This is a genomic window from Lichenibacterium dinghuense (assembly GCF_021730615.1).
In the GTDB taxonomy this organism is placed as follows: Bacteria; Pseudomonadota; Alphaproteobacteria; order Rhizobiales; family Beijerinckiaceae; genus Lichenihabitans; species Lichenihabitans dinghuensis.
Genome location: NZ_JAJLMN010000001.1, coordinates 4,467,542 through 4,482,195 on the forward strand (window position 1 = coordinate 4,467,542; position 14,654 = coordinate 4,482,195).

11 protein-coding genes and 1 pseudogene are annotated in these 14,654 nt (G+C 69.9%); 8 read left to right on the top strand and 4 right to left on the bottom strand.

The window, feature by feature from the left end; all coding sequences use genetic code 11:
* Positions 1–17: 17 nt before the first annotated feature.
* From L7N97_RS21340 to L7N97_RS21375, 8 genes and pseudogenes are all read left to right on the top strand, one after another.
* Positions 18–224, top strand: coding sequence for a hypothetical protein (locus tag L7N97_RS21340; protein ID WP_237480276.1), 207 nt, complete (start codon positions 18–20; stop codon positions 222–224).
* A 330-nt stretch (positions 225–554) separates the two neighbouring features.
* Positions 555–1,557 (top strand): annotated as a pseudogene (locus tag L7N97_RS21345) (IS481 family transposase).
* 668 nt (positions 1,558–2,225) lie between these two features.
* Entirely contained in the window at positions 2,226–2,507 is a 282-nt protein-coding gene (locus tag L7N97_RS21350; RefSeq protein WP_237480277.1) for a hypothetical protein, read from the top strand.
* Positions 2,504–5,401, top strand: coding sequence for a MobF family relaxase (mobF, locus tag L7N97_RS21355; protein WP_237480278.1), 2,898 nt, complete (start codon positions 2,504–2,506; stop codon positions 5,399–5,401). The genes L7N97_RS21350 and mobF overlap by 4 nt, the downstream gene beginning before the upstream one ends.
* A 186-nt stretch (positions 5,402–5,587) precedes the next feature.
* Positions 5,588–6,793 (top strand): DUF932 domain-containing protein, encoded by a 1,206-nt coding sequence (locus tag L7N97_RS21360; protein WP_237480279.1) that lies wholly within the window; start codon positions 5,588–5,590, stop codon positions 6,791–6,793.
* A 154-nt stretch (positions 6,794–6,947) separates the two neighbouring features.
* A complete protein-coding gene (locus L7N97_RS21365) occupies positions 6,948–9,095 on the top strand; it encodes a ParB/RepB/Spo0J family partition protein (protein ID WP_237480280.1) in 2,148 nt (715 codons plus the stop codon).
* 97 nt (positions 9,096–9,192) lie between these two features.
* Positions 9,193–10,242 (top strand): DUF7146 domain-containing protein, encoded by a 1,050-nt coding sequence (locus L7N97_RS21370; RefSeq protein WP_237480281.1) that lies wholly within the window; start codon positions 9,193–9,195, stop codon positions 10,240–10,242.
* A gap of 418 nt (positions 10,243–10,660) precedes the next feature.
* Positions 10,661–11,599, top strand: coding sequence for a DUF2493 domain-containing protein (locus L7N97_RS21375; RefSeq protein ID WP_237480282.1), 939 nt, complete (start codon positions 10,661–10,663; stop codon positions 11,597–11,599).
* 198 nt (positions 11,600–11,797) lie between these two features.
* Here L7N97_RS21375 and L7N97_RS21380 read toward each other — a convergent pair whose 3' ends face one another.
* The 4 genes from L7N97_RS21380 to L7N97_RS21395 form a co-directional block, all read right to left on the bottom strand.
* Positions 11,798–12,427, bottom strand: a complete 630-nt coding sequence (locus L7N97_RS21380) for a tyrosine-type recombinase/integrase (RefSeq protein WP_237480283.1) — start codon at positions 12,425–12,427, stop codon at positions 11,798–11,800.
* 59 nt (positions 12,428–12,486) lie between these two features.
* Positions 12,487–12,774, bottom strand: coding sequence for a hypothetical protein (locus tag L7N97_RS30585; protein WP_237482340.1), 288 nt, complete (start codon positions 12,772–12,774; stop codon positions 12,487–12,489).
* 233 nt (positions 12,775–13,007) lie between these two features.
* Positions 13,008–13,805: a TIGR02391 family protein gene (locus L7N97_RS21390; protein ID WP_237480284.1), complete on the bottom strand. Its 798-nt coding sequence runs from the start codon at positions 13,803–13,805 to the stop codon at positions 13,008–13,010.
* A gap of 7 nt (positions 13,806–13,812) precedes the next feature.
* Complete coding sequence (locus L7N97_RS21395) at positions 13,813–14,628, bottom strand: hypothetical protein (protein ID WP_237480285.1); 816 nt, start codon at positions 14,626–14,628, stop codon at positions 13,813–13,815.
* Positions 14,629–14,654 lie beyond the last annotated feature (26 nt).

Sequence of the window (14,654 nt, forward strand, 5' to 3'; positions counted from 1 at the left end):
CCATCACGAGAACATCCATGTCTTGGCTCAAAACCGCCGTGCGCGAAGTGTTCGGCCTGTTCGTCGACGACGGACGTTATGCATTCGCCATCTTGGTCTGGCTGGGGCTGGCCTGGCTGGTGCTGCCACACCTTCCCGCGCTCGAGCCCTGGTCCGGGGTGCTGCTCTTCGCCGGCCTCGCCGCGATCCTGGCGGCGAGCACGATGCTGAAAGCTCGGCGGTGACGGGGAAGAACCCATGATCGCCTCATCATCGTTCGATGCCTCGAGGCTGGTCGGCTAGTTCGGCTACGGCGCCGTCGGCATCGAGAGCATGGGCATGCCCTTCCCCGGGAAGGCAGTCTGATAGCCGTCTCGGCCTACGCGGGCGCATCGTACCATCTCAGCCCCTGGGATATCGTCGCCGCGGCGGCCATAGGCGCGGTCCTCGGCGACAATCTAAGTTTTTGGATCGGTCGCACTGTTGGGCTCCGCCTCGTCAAGCGATATAGGCCCTACCTGTTTGATCCCGGGGTTTGATGGTGCAATTTTCACGCACAAGTGGAAGGAGGCACTATGGGCCAGATTCACCATGGGAGCGCCACGACGACAGCGGCAGTCCGTCGAGCGATACAGCATAGTCAAGAGAGCCTGAGGGTGCTCGCCAAGCGCCACGGGATCAATCCGAAGACTGTCGCGAAGTGGAAGAAGCGGACCTGGACGGAGGATCGAAAGACAGGTCCGACCGATCCAAGGTCGACCGTGTTATCGATCGAAGACGAAGCTGTCGTCGTGGCGTTCCGCAAGCACACGTCGCTGCCCCTCGACGACTGCCTGTATGCCCTGCAGCCGACAATCCCGCACCTGACGCGTTCGTCCCTGCACCGATGTCTTCAGCGTCACGGCATATCCCGGCTACCCGATATTCAAGGCGACAAGCCGGGCAGGAAGAGGTTTAAGAGCTATCCGATCGGCTACTTCCACATCGACATCGCCGAAGTGCAGACGGCCGAAGGCAAGCTCTACCTCTTCTTCGCCATCGACCGGACGTCAAAGTTCGCCTTCGCCAGACTCTGCCCCAAAGCCGGCAAGGTGGCTGCGGCTGAGTTCCTGCGCGACCTGATCGCATCGATCCCTTACGCCATCCATACGGTGCTCACCGATAACGGCATCCAGTTCACAAACCGAACCTGCGACCGCTACGCGTTCCACCATATCTTCGATCGCGTCTGCGACGAGAACGGCATCGAGCATCGCCTGACCAAGGTGAAGCACCCCTGGACCAACGGTCAGGTCGAGCGAATGAACCGGACCATCAAGGAAGCCACTGTCAAACGCTTCCACTACGACGACCATGCGCAGCTGAGGCAGCACCTCGCCGAGTTTGTCGACGCCTACAACTTCGGACGACGGTTGAAGACCCTCAAAGGCCTCAACCCCCTACGAGGCCACCTGCAAACAGTGGACATCGGAGCCAGAACGCTTCGGAATCGATCCGATCCATCAAATGCCGGGACCGAACACCTACCTGCACATCACAGAAGGACGGCTTCGACTCGTTCGCTACCTGTTCGCTTAACACGGGGGAAGGTTGTCCTCTTCGGGCGGTTGTTGGACATTCCGTGCGCGCTCGCGGCATTGTTGGCCGGAATCAACGACATGGCATGGGGACGCTTCCTGGCGATCAAATTCAAAACAAGCATCCTGTGTGCAGTCATATATGCGTTCGGAGCCTACCTGCTCGGCGAGCAAGCGCACCGCATACAGAGGTCGGCTGGTTTATTTTTGTCGCTATTAAACACATAGCTGTGCTGATCCTCACGGCCCGCCGTTACCGGCATCGACTTTAGACGGAAGCGAATCATTTTTTGAGCAACGAACGGAATGCGAAAACATAATACTCTAGACCCGCTTCTTCGATCCTTCACAAATAAATCAAATAATTTATTTACATTCTTGAGAATGACTTTCTTACTGTGTAGATAATAATGTGCAGTAAGGCGAAATTTTGCACTGCACGCCTCGGCCAACGTCTTAGGGACCGCGCCTCATCGGAGAGATATGCTTGAGATGGTAAGGTTCGCCTTGGAATTTGTTCTCCGGTAGGTTCTATGCCCGGGACGGGTCGACTCTGGCCGCAAGGCAGGTTGGTAGAACCGCCGCCAATCGATAATGTCGATCACCTCTCGAGGGCAGGCGCTTCAGCACGGCGCGATCGCTTGGGGACAGCGTGCTCAGGAGATATACGTGACAGGTGTCAAGCTGATCGTGGAACTCGACCCCGACCTCGCCGACGCGCTGCGGCGAGCCGCGGTAACGACGGGCACCACGCCCGAAGCACTCGCGGCGGAAGCCATCGCCCAAGCCTACGAGACCGGGCTTCGCCATCGGGTGCTGGTCGAGCGCATGGAGGCCGTCGACGCTCAGATCGCCGTCATCGCGCGCTTCGTCGAAGAGGCTACCGCCCCCGCCGAGGGTGGCGGCATCGACCTCGAACGGCTCTGCCGCTACCCGCGCAAGCCGCGGTGACGGCCTCGCTGCGCCGCCTCGCGGCCGGGTCCGAGGCGGGCGCCTACTACACCAACGACGCCGCGCGCGAGGCCAAGCCGCGGAACAGGGACGAGTATTATGCCCGCGACGGGGCCGGCACATGGTGGTCGACCGGCGAGACCGTGGTCCGGCACGGGGCACCGATCGACCGCGGCTCCTTCCGCGCCCTCTGCGCCGGGCAGCACCCCGGCACCGGCGCGCCGCTCGTGCGCGGCGCCGGGCCGGGCCACTGGGCTGGCCTTGACCTGACCCTCACCCCCGGCAAGTCGGTGTCGCTGCTCTGGGCCGCCGGCACGGCCGAGCAGCGTGCCGCCGTTGAGGCCGCGCATCGGCGGGCCGTCGAGGCTGCGCTCGGCTTCGTCGAGCGGGAGGGCCTCGTGCTGGTCCGCTCGGGCGCAGGGGGCAAGCGGAAGGACCGGCCGTCCGACCTCATCGTCGCCCGCTACGACCACTACACCACGCGCGAGGGCGACCCCAACATCCACACCCACGCCGTGGTGATGAACGTCGCCGGGGCGCGGCACGCCTCGACCCGCTACAAGGCCAGCCACCTCACCATCGAGCCTGCCGAGGTGTTCCGCTGGCAGCACGCCATCGGGGCCGGGTACCGCGCGGCGATGGCGGAGGCCTTGGCCGAGCAGGGCTTCGCGTTCCGCCCCGCCGGCCGCGGCCAGTACGAGGTCCGCGGCGTGCAGGAGGACCTGATCGAGACCTTCTCCAAGCGCTCGCGGCAGATCGAGGCGCGCGTCGGCCGCGCGGCCAGCGGCGCCCAGAAGGAGATCGCCGCCCTGGCAACCCGCGGTTCGAAGGACCTCGTGCCGAGCGGCGAGGAACTGGAGGCGCGCTGGCGGACGGAGTTCGCTCAGCACGACGTCGACGTCTGGGCGGCGGCCCTGGCGTCGGAGCGCATCAGGGACGTCGAGCGAGACCGCACGCCGGAGCGCGAGCGCCTTCCGGACCTCGACCCGCCCGAGATCGCCGGCGACACGCCGGTGGCGCGCGCGGCCTCGGCGCTGTTCCGTCACGAGAGCGTGGTGACGCGCTCTGACTTGCTCGGCGCCGCCCTTGTCGAGGCGGGGCTGAAGGGGATCGGCATCGCGCCGGTCTATGTCGAGCTGGAGCGCCTGGAGCGAGAGGGCACGCTGCTGCGGCTCGGCCCGGAGCGGGACGACGCGCGGCGCTGGACCACGCCCTCCATCGCCGCGGTCGAGGCGGCCATGCTGCGGGCCGCGAACCGACCAGCCGAGCGGATGTGGATCACGGAGCCCGGTCTCGACGCCGCGCTGGCGCGGGCGCCGCACCTCGCGGACGAGCAGCGCGACGCCGTGCGCCGGGCGGCGAGCCCGGACGGGATCAGCGTCATCGAGGCCGGGGCCGGGACCGGCAAGACCACCGCGGCCCGCGTCATCGCGGACGCGGCGCGGGCGTCCGGACTGAAGGTCGTCGGCCTCGCCCCGAGCTGGGTCGCGGCGGACGAGCTGGGCAAATCGGTCGGCATCGACGCGCAGGCGATCGCCAAGTGGCGCGCCGACGACCGGAGAGGCCGCGCGGCGCCGCTCGATGCCGACACGCTGCTGCTAGTCGACGAGGCCGGCATGGTGTCGATGCGCGACATGGCCGCCCTCACGATCGCGGCGCGGGACGCCGGCGCCAAGCTCGTGCTGCTCGGCGACTCGCGCCAGCTCGAATCCGTGCCGGGCGGCAGCGCGCTGCGGGCAGTGACCGAGGTGGTGCGCCAGAACGCCGTGATGGAGGCGGTGCGGCGACAGGAGGTCAACTGGCAGCGCGCCGCTTCGGTCGTGATGGCGCGCGGCGATGCCGAGGCGGGCCTGCGCGCCTATGCGGGGCGGGGCCGGCTCGAGACCGTGCCGGGCGTCGAGGGCGCGATGCGGCGCGTCGTCGAGCGCTGGCAGGAGCTGCGGGCCGAGCACGGCGACGACGTGCTGCTCATCACGCGCCGCAACGCCGACGCCACGCGGCTGAACGGGGCCGTACGCGAGGTGCTGCGGGCGGAGGGGCGCCTCAGAGGCGACGACATCGCACTGCTCTCGACCGACCGCGAGGGCAACCTCGTCGCCTTGCCGCTCGCGCCGGGCGACCTCCTCCGCTTCGGCGACACACTGCCGGAGCTGCGCATCCGCAACGGCACCCGCGGCACGGTCGAGGCGGTCAGGCCCGATGCGGACGGCAGCGCGATTTTGCTGGTGTGCCTGGAGGACGGCCGCACCGTCCAGCAGCCCTGGGGCGCCTTCGCCCGGCCGGCGCCGGGGCGAGAGGCGCGCCCACCCCGGGTCGTGCACGCCTATGCGGGGACGGCCTATTCGGTGCAGGGCCGCACTGCGGCGGCGAGCGTGCACTACGTCGGGGCGGCACCGGACGCGCGAGAGGTCTACGTGGCGCTGACGCGCCACCGGCACGACGTGCGCATCGTCGTCGAGCGCGACCGGCTCGACGCCGCCTGTCGGCAGCGCCAGGCCGACCCGCGCATGGCGCCGACCGCGAGCGCGCTGGAGGAGCGGCTGTTCGCCGAGGCGAGCCGGTATGGCGAGAAGGCCAACGTGGTCGACTTCGTGGCCGACCGGGCGCGCTTCGCGGCGACCGGCTTCGTGACGCAGCCAGACGAGCGGGTAGACCGGCGCGGGTCGCGGCTGATCGAGGCCGCGCGCGCCCTGCGCGAGGCGCTGGCGATCTCAAGCGTGCGCGAGGGCGTGGTGGCGCCGCTGTGGCGGCTGATGGAGAACGGGCGCCGGCTCGTGCCGCCGCTGCCCGGCCGGCTCACGGAGACGATCCGCCGGATGCAGCGGGGGCCGGAACGGGACCCGTCGCGCGGGCGGGAGAAGATGCCCGAACGGGAGGTCGGCATCGAGCGGTGAGCGCCGGGACTGTCCGGCCTGGGCGGAGCCTGTCGGGCGCGACATCCCGGCGGGACCGGCCAAGACATGCCGGAGCGGGTGCGGCTGGCGGCGAGCGGGAGAGAGTGAGGGGGCTTGGAAGGGAGGCCGTGACGGGGACGAGGCTGGAGAGAGAGGCTCTCCGGCGCCCCGGCTCGGATCGATCCCATGTCGCAGATCATCACCTCGGCCGCCGCCCGCACCGCTCCGGCCGCATCCGGCTATCGCGTCGACCCCTTCCGCGGGAACCGCGTCGGCCGCGTGTCGTCGGAGTGGTTCTCCCGCCCCGCCGACCAGCGCTTCCTGTCGCTGTCCGACCTGCACGGCTCCGTGAAGGGCCGCGCCGAGCACTCGCGCGCCCGCACACTGGAGAGCCGCGACGTGCGGGTCGAGGCCCGGCGCGACGACGGCGACCGCCTAAGCCTCATCCTGCCCGGCGAGCCCGGGCCGGTCGCCCCGACGCACTGGAGCTTCGGCCAGCTCGCCAGCCTCGTCGGTGCCCCGGCCGGCTACCTGCGCCAGCTCCCGGCCGCGGTCGCCGCCATCAACCTTCAGTACGGGCTGAGCCACCACCGGGCCGAAATGGTGAAGAGCTACACGTCTCACCACGGCCGCACGGAGCTGCGGGCCATCACCGGGCCGGACTACGGCCGCATCCCCGATCACGAACTCGTCGAGGCGGTGATGCGCATCGCCGGGGACGGTGCGGGCGAGACGCGCTGGAAGGTGCCGGGCACGCTCGACTGGTCGACGATGACCTACAATCCGCGCGTCGACGTCACGGCCGACACGACGACGCTCTACGCGTCGGACCGGGACGTGTTCCTGTTCCTGTGCGACGACCTCAACCCGATCGAGGCCGGCCGGCTGCCGAACGGCGAGCCCGACCTGTTCTTTCGCGGCTTCTACTGTTGGAACTCCGAGGTCGGCGCCCGCACGCTCGGCATCGCCTCGTTCTACCTGCGCGCCGTATGCATGAACCGCAATCTCTGGGGGGTCGAGCAATTCGAGGAAGTAACGATCCGCCACTCGAAATACGCTGCGCACCGCTTCGCCGCCGAGGCCGCGCCGGCGCTGCAGGCCTTCGCCGACTCCTCCGCGGCCGGCTTCGTATCGGGCGTGAAGGCGGCGCGCGAGCGCGTGGTGGCGCGCAGCGACGAGGAACGATCCGAGTTCCTGCGCAAGCGCGGCTTCTCGAAGGGCGACACCGCGAAGGTGATCGAGGCGGTGCTGGTCGAGGAGGGCCACCCGCCCGAGAGCGTGTTCGACTTCGTGCAGGGTATCACCGCGTTGGCGCGGGCCGAGCCGCGCCAGGACGCCCGGCTCGACGTCGAGCTGAAGGCCAAGAAGCTGATGGACCAGGTTGCGGCCTGACGCTCTCTTTGCCCCTTCGGCCGACCCGTCCGGCTCTTCCGTCCCCGCCTTCCTCTGCCTCGGACCCCTGAGAGGCAGAGGGGAGCGGGGATCGTCGTGACGGGAACGGGAGGGACGAGAGAGGCTCGGCCCCGCCCGTCATGGACGGACCATCATGGGCAAGATCACATTCGGACCCGCGCAGATGCTGCCGCTCGACAAGCTGGTGGCCTCGGCCGCGAGCGTGCGGCGCGTCGGGGCGGGGATGAGCCTCGCGGACCTCGCCGACGACATCGGCCGCCGCGGGCTCCTGCAGTCGCTCAGCGTGCGGCCGCTGCTAGACGAGGCCGGGACCGAGACGGGCCGCTACGCCGTCGTGGCGGGCGGACGGCGCCTCGCGGCGCTGCAGATGCTCGTCCGGGCGAAGCGCCTGAACAAGACCGCGCCCGTGCCCTGCACGGTCGGGCGCGCCGAGGTCGCGGCCGAGGAGGACAGCCTCGCCGAGAATACCATGCGCGAGGCGCTTCACCCGCTCGACCAGTTCCGCGCCTTCCGCGCCCTGCGCGAGGAACGCGGCCTCGGCGAGGAGGAGATCGCGGCCCGCTTCTTCGTCACCCCGACCGTGGTGCGCCAGCGCCTCAGGCTCGCAGCCGTGTCGCCGAAGCTCCTCGACTTCTACGCCGAGGGCGAGCTGACGCTGGAGCAGCTGATGACCTTCGCGGCCACGAGCGACCACCCCCGCCAGGAGGCGGCCTGGGACGCCCTGTGCCGCAGCCACACCCGGGAGCCCTGGGCCATCCGGCGCCTGCTGGCCGAGGGCGCCGTCCGGGCCTCCGACAAGCGGGCCCTCTTCGTCGGGCTCGCGAGCTACGAGGCGGCGGGTGGTGTCGTCGAGCGCGACCTCTTCGACGAGGACGAAGGCGGCTATCTGCGCGATGTAATGCTTTTGGCGCGTCTGGCGGGAGAAAAGCTCGATGCCGAGGCCGAGCGGGTCCGCGGCGAGGGCTGGCTGTGGATCGATGCCGGCATCGACCTGCCCTATGGGCACCTGTTCGGGCTGCGGCGGCTCAGCTCCGAGGCTGTGCCGCTCGACGATACGCTGCAGGCCGAGCACGACCGGCTGCGGGCGGAGGCCGACGCGCTCGAGGCCGACTATGCCACAGCCGAGGACATGCCGGAGGCGGCCGACCGGACCCTCACCGCGTTGGAAGCGCGGCTGGCCGAAATCGCGGCCGAGGCGCGGGCCTTCGATCCGGCCGAGGTGGCGCGGGCCGGCGCCTTCGTCAGCATCGGCCATGACGGCGCGCTCAGGATCGAGCGCGGCTACGTGCGCCCGGCCGACGAGCCGCCCGCGCCGGAGGCGGAGGATGGGACCAACGCGGTCGATTCGAACGGCGGGGGCGAGCTGTCAGCCTCGGGTGCGGCGGCGTCAGCCGCAGCGCGGACGCAGGGTGACGAGGCGCTGCACGGCGCGCCGGAGCCCGACGAGGATGAGCCGGACGACGGCGGCCGCCTGCCCGAGCGGCTGATGACGGAGCTGACGGCGCACCGCACCCTGGCGCTACGGGCTGCCCTGTCGGCGGACCCAGACGCCGCGCTGCTGGCCCTGCTGCACGCGCTCGCGCTGCGGGCCTTCTACTCTGGCGCAGCCGAGACCTGCCTGGAGGTCGACGTGCGCAGCGCCGGGCTCGCCGGCTTCGCGCCGGGGCTGGGCGACGCCGCACCCGCCCGCGCCCTGGCGGAGCGGCCCGCACATTGGCAGCGGCTGCTGCCGCGGCAGGCCCGGGACCTGTGGTCCGCCCTCGTCGAAATGGACGTCGACAGTCGGGCGGCGCTGCTCGCCGTCTGCGTCGGGCGCAGCGTCAACGCCGTCGTGCAGCCCTGGGATCGCCGGACCGGCGCCGTCGCCCAGGCCGACAACCTCGCCGCCCATCTCGGGCTCGACATGGCGTCGGGGGACGGCTGGACGCCGACGGTCGGCAACTATCTCGGGCGGGTCACCAAAGCGCGCATCCTCGCCGCGGTGCGCGAGGCGCGGGGCGCGGCCGCGGCCGAGCGCATCGCGTCCTCACGCAAGCCCGAGATGGCCGAGGCCGCCGAGCGTTTGCTCGCCGGCACGGGCTGGCTGCCGACGCCGCTGCGCACGCCGGGGATGGCCCCGACCGGGATCGAGCCGGACCGGGACGTCGGCGGCGGCGCTGCGGCGGGGCCCGACGCCGGCGCGGTCCGGGAAGCCGTGGACGGACCCGAGGAGGTGAACGTGCTCGACGGTGCGCCCACGGCCCTGGAGGTGCGCGAGGCGATGCTGGTCGCGGCCGAGTAGCCGGTCCCTCGTGGGGTGGCCTCGCGCAGTCCCGTCCCGCCGCGGCCCGTGCCGCGGCGGACTTCCGCCTTTCCCCCGACAACGATGGAGGCGCGTCATGGACCACCCTCGCGGCGGCGCCCGCGACCTGTCGGAGGCGCTGGCGGCCCGCGCCGAGGACCTGTGCCGGCGCTACCTGCCGGGCGGCCGCCGCAACGGCGCCTACTGGACCGTCGGCGACGTGCACGGCACGCCCGGGCGCAGCCTGTTCGTGCGCCTGGTCGGGCCGGCCTCGGGCCGCGGGGCCGCCGGCCGCTGGTGCGACGCCGCCACCGGCCAGCGCGGCGACCTGCTCGACCTCATCGCCCTGAACCGTGGCCACGCCCGCCTGCGCGACGTCCTGGACGAGGCACGGTCCGTGCTGGCGCTCCCGCCCGCGGCCCCCCGGCCCGCGACCTGGGCGTCGGCGTCCGGGCAGCGCGCCGACACCGTCGAGGCGGCGCGGCGGCTGTATCGCGCCGGGCGGCCCATCCGCGGCACGCCGGCGGAGCGCTACCTCGCCGCCCGGGGCATCGCGCTCGACGGCGACGCGGCAGCCGTGCTGCGCTTCCACCCCGCCGCACACTATCGCGACGCCCCGGGCGACCCGCGCCGCAGCTTACCGGCGCTGCTCGCCCCCGTCATCGACCTCGCCGGCACGCTGACCGGCCTGCACCGCACCTTCCTCGACCCGCGGCCCGGCCGGGGCGCCGACGCGGGGCTGCTCGGCAAGGCGCCGATCGCGTCGCCGCGCCGCTCGCTCGGCCGTCTCGCCGGCCAGGGCGTCCACCTTCGCCGGGGCGACGGGACGGCGTGGCTCGTCGGCGAGGGCATCGAGACGGCGCTGTCGGTGGCGTCCCTATTCCCCCGGGCCTGCGTCGTCGCCGCGCTGTCCGCGTCGCAGCTCGCCATCCTGGTCCTGCCGCCGGGGCTGGTCCGGCTCGTGGTCGCGCGCGACAACGACGCGGCCGGGCGGGAGGCGGCCGAGCGCCTGGCCGGGCGGGCCCGCGCCTCCTCTGTCACGGTGGACGTGCTGCGCCCGCGCCTCATCGACTTCAACGCCGACCTCCGCCGCTGGGGGCCGGTGGGCTTGGCGGAGCGGGTCGGCGCGCAGCTGTCGGGCGCGTGAGGGCGGCGGCTCGCGGGAGAAGGCGGGCGGCGCGGGCGGCGCCGGGCGGCACGCGAGACCGGGGCGGGGCTGCGCGGCCGGGGGTGCCCCAAGAGGCGGCGAGGGTGCCGCGGGCCAGGCCTTCTCAGAGCGGCGATCCGGCCACGACCCGGCCTTCGGGCCGCAACGGCGGGGCGCCGGCTTCTTTCCCCGGACCGGGCGGTCCCTGGCGGGAGCATCCTCGCGGGCCCGACGCGGCAGGCCGCGTCGGCCATGCCGGTCCTCCTCGCGGAGCAAACAAGCCGGCGCCCCGCCGTCCTCCGCTGCGCTGCGGCCTCGGGCCGCTGGCCCGGGGTGCGGTCAGGCCGGGCCGTGGCGGTCGGTCGCCGTGAAGGCCGCAGGCGCCGCGGCCCGACGCCCACCCGAACGGGAGCACCCCATGACCCACGATCGCCTCGCCTCCGACCTCCTCGCCCACCACGGCGCCGTCGCCTCCTCGCCCTCCGCCCACCTCCTCGACGAGCTCACCACCTTCGCCCACCGCCCGCTCGGCGACGAGCCCGACCCGCGGCCGCTGCCCGAGCCCGAGGCGGTGGAGGCGGCCCTCGGCACCGTCTTCGAGGTCCTGTCCGGCCTGCTCACCGGCACCCGGCTGGAGGACGAACTGCCCGACCTGCTCTGGTCCCTCGTCAACCTCCTCCACCGCAAGGCCGAGCGCCTGTCGCGCCGGCTCGACGACAACGCCGTGGCCCAGCGCCGATCGGTGGGGGAGCAGGACGGCTCGGAGGTCCGCTCGGTCGAGCTGGAGCGCCTCTTGGCCGAGGGGCTGGCCGCGGAGGAGCGCCGCAACGCCTTCGAGTTCCTGCGCGACTACGCCGCCGACCTCCACGCCGCCGAGACCGGCACCGCTTGGCGCCCGCGGGCCGGCTCGCTGGTGAGCCACGCCACGATGACCGCCGCCGTCGTCGACAGCCGCGACTACCTTAACGCCCGGCGGGTGGCGCAGACCGAGCTGCTGGTGCCGAAGGGGCCGCGCATCGCCTTCACGGGCGGGCACGGGTTCAACGACGTCGCCCGGATCTGGGACGCGCTCGACCGGGTGCACGGCAAGCACCCCGGCATGGTGCTGCTGCACGGCGGCTCGCCGAAGGGCGCCGAGCTGATCGCGGCCAAGTGGGCCGACCACCGCAAAATCGCGCAGGTCGCCTTCAAGCCCGACTGGGCCCGGCACAAGAACGCGGCCCCGTTCAAACGCAACGACGCCATGCTGGAGGCGCTGCCGATCGGCGTGGTGGCGTTCCCCGGCTCCGGCATCAGCCAGAACCTCGCCGATAAGGCCCGCAAGCTCGGCATCCCGGTGATGCGCTTCGAAGGGTGAGCGGGAGCCCCCGCTCCAAGTCTCGCGCTGCCGGCCCAAGGTCGGCAGCGCGGCCGCTAGGCGCCAAGTCCCGACATTCAGGGGTCGCCACCTTGCGGACCTTCGGAGCGATCGGCGTACAGCTGGAGTCGACCCTCCTTTGCCGTAGCCGAGAGCCCCTTCGCTGGTCGCGGCGGCACTGAGCCGCCGCGGTTCCCGTCAGAGATCGGTCTGCTCGGACAGGATTAGGGCGTCATCGACCTCAACCCCGAGGTAGCGGACGGTGCTCTCCAGCTTGGAATGACCGAGCAGGAGCTGGCAGGCCCGCAGATTGCCCGTGCGCTTGTAGACAAGGGCGACCTTGGTCCGGCGCAGGCTATGGGTGCCGTAGTTAGCTGGGTCGAGGCCGGCCAGCGTGACCCAATCATCGACGAGGCGACCGTACTGCCGTGTCGTGATGTGGTCGCCCGCATGGCTTCGGCTCGGGAACAGCCAGTCGGTCGACCGCGAGCCCCGCTTCTTCAGCCAAGCGGTGAGGGCGTCGCGGGTCGGCTCCGTCATCTCGAATGGCACGGGTCGCCCGGTCTTTCGCTGAACGATAGTCGTCCGAAGGCGCACGCCTTCGCCGAGGTGGACGTCGGACACCCGGAGCTTGACGAGGTCGCAGCCGCGAAGCTTGCTGTCGATCGCAACGTTGAACATGGCGAGGTCGCGGACATGGCCGTCATGCTGTAGGCGGGTCCGAATGGCCCAGATGTGTTTGGGCTTGAGGGGCGGCTTCGGGCCGATAATTCGCCCGCAATTCCAGGGCGCGCGGGTAGGCGATTGAGGCGCTGTCGTCTTGTTCATGGTGAGCTCCCTTGGGAGCCCGTCACGCTCACCTGCTCGTGGAGAAGCGCCAACCGCGTTTAGCGCCAACACCAGAGAACAAGCCTGATCGTCAATCCAATCAGCACTGCAATCCCGAGGCAGCGCCGCCACGGGTTCGCCCCTCGCAAGATTTCATCACCGGCCCAGATTAGTAGGGACGTCGTCGAAACAATGTGAGCACCTATGCCAGTCGGCCCCGTTGCGTCGGTGACCAGCTCGACGAGAGAAGCGGCAACAAAAATCCACAGCCATAGGTTCGGCCGCTGCGCAATGACGATCCGACCCGTCTGCCGGTCACGCCAAAACCAGTCTATAAAGCGCATCAGCATGTCGTTGTCGATGTCCCCAGGTCGAAGACGGGATGATGAATATTTAAGAGCGCTACGATATCGAAGGGATCGGTTGCAATGCGCCATGAGCTGCCGTCGGCTGACCGTCACCATTCAGACATTCTGCAGACCGCAGACGTCATGAGCGAAACCCATCCACTTTGATCGGTCTGAACCTTCGCGTCAGTGCCCGTGTTTGCCCCTGCGCTGGCCGTTGGCGTCCTTCGTGGTCATGTGCGCGCCGGCATATGGGCGGCATCGAGCCGGCGGTGGATGAGCGACACGATTGTGAGCAGGTCTTCGGCATCTTCTTTGGACATCGCCCAATGGATGCGCGCCTCATGCGCAGTGGGGTTGCGGAACATGCCGAAGGTGCCGCGGACCAGATTTGCGAACCCGCTCTGCTCGCTCCGCTGGCTTGCGGTGGAAAGCGGGTTGATCGCAAGCATCGGCGGACTGCCGGCCAAGGTCCGATCGACGAGAGTCGCGCCGTCGTCGGAAAGCCCTGTCTGCGACCGCATCTTGTCAGCGACGCTTTTGACCGCTTCTTGCACCGCATGAAAGTAATTGTCGGCGAGAAGCTCGGCGCGGCAGAACTTCAGGACGTCAGGGTGCACACCGCGACCTTCAAGGTCCGCCCGCAAGTCGCGAGCGCGCCGTTGAGCCTCGGGTAAGGTCTGGGCGACATCCGCCGATTTCAACTCGCCGGACTCATCAATCACAAGTCCTGCGAACGCCAACGCCAGGTTTAGGCGAGCCCGCATAGGCTCATAGCGGTGCGGCTCGCGGCTGTAACGCGCCGGCTTCATGGCGAGCCGGATGAACTCAAGGATATTGGTGCGGTTGCGTTTGGTGTTCTGGCATTCCGCGAAGGCGTTATAGACACGGACGCGCTTCGTCATAGGCCCCGGATCGGCAATCTTGCACGACGCAAGCAGGTGCTCGATCTCTGGCCCGGCCAGGCCCTCTGCAGTGTCGCCAAGCGCGCCAGCGATCGCTTCCAGCTGATCTTGTGAAAAGAATGCCATATCGGCCTCACTGATCGTAGGCGAGCCGCCGCAGGAAGGTTCTGGCGGTGACGAGAACGACATGCAGACGGAAGGTGCTGTGGTCTTCATCTGAGAGGCCCGGATGCGAACCCTCCGTGTGGAGCATTTTGAAGAGGCCGTTGACGTAGTTCTTGCCGTCCTGGGTCCACTCGTTGCGATCCGTGGCAAGGAAGCCGATCTCGGCGAGCAAAGCGCGTCGGTTTTCTGAGCTCGGCCGTTGGCCCGCTTCCTGCGGTCGCACGTTGCGCGCGATGTCGTCGAACAGACTCTCTAGAAAGGTCCGGAGCTGGCTGTTGCAAGCCGCCCAATCGCCGCGGGTATGCGCTTCGATAGCCTGGTCGAGATGACCGAGAGGAGTTGTGAAGCCAAAGGACTTGAGAAGCTGATGCACCTCGTCGTCCGTCTGGGGGAGCTGGATGTCGCCGGGCAGTGCCACGCGGATGGACGCGTGTCGCCCATAGTCGTCCCACGTCAAAACGTATCCGTCACGCGCAAGGCCACGTGCGAAGGCCGTTTGCAGAGCGTGCGTAGCGTGTTGTTGCGCTAGCTGCGCGGCTTGCCGGATCACCGCCTCGCCCAGGGTCATGCTGCCTTCGAGCGTCTCGAGCACGGCCTCGGCTCGTTGCACAACGATCCGGCCCAGCAAGGCGCACTTGTTGGCGACGCTGAGGGAGGTGCTGGTGGAAATCCCGTCCTCGAGGCCGAGGCGGAGGACCATCTGGTTGAACCGTGCCTGGCTGTGTTGCTCCAGCAACTCAACAGCGGCGATCAGCGTGGGTCGGGTGAACGGCACAGATCTCATGTTGGGGACGCCCTATGGGCATGATC

Excerpts from the sequence above, each read along its gene's own strand:
- L7N97_RS21340 (WP_237480276.1), top strand. The coding sequence starts at position 18 with ATGTCTTGGCTCAAAACCGCCGTGCGCGAAGTGTTCGGCCTGTTCGTC.
- L7N97_RS21360 (WP_237480279.1), top strand. The coding sequence starts at position 5,588 with ATGTCGCAGATCATCACCTCGGCCGCCGCCCGCACCGCTCCGGCCGCA.
- L7N97_RS21365 (WP_237480280.1), top strand. The coding sequence starts at position 6,948 with ATGGGCAAGATCACATTCGGACCCGCGCAGATGCTGCCGCTCGACAAG.
- L7N97_RS21370 (WP_237480281.1), top strand. The coding sequence starts at position 9,193 with ATGGACCACCCTCGCGGCGGCGCCCGCGACCTGTCGGAGGCGCTGGCG.
- L7N97_RS21375 (WP_237480282.1), top strand. The coding sequence starts at position 10,661 with ATGACCCACGATCGCCTCGCCTCCGACCTCCTCGCCCACCACGGCGCC.
- L7N97_RS21380 (WP_237480283.1), bottom strand. The coding sequence starts at position 12,427 with ATGAACAAGACGACAGCGCCTCAATCGCCTACCCGCGCGCCCTGGAAT.
- L7N97_RS21390 (WP_237480284.1), bottom strand. The coding sequence starts at position 13,805 with ATGGCATTCTTTTCACAAGATCAGCTGGAAGCGATCGCTGGCGCGCTT.
- L7N97_RS21395 (WP_237480285.1), bottom strand. The coding sequence starts at position 14,628 with ATGAGATCTGTGCCGTTCACCCGACCCACGCTGATCGCCGCTGTTGAG.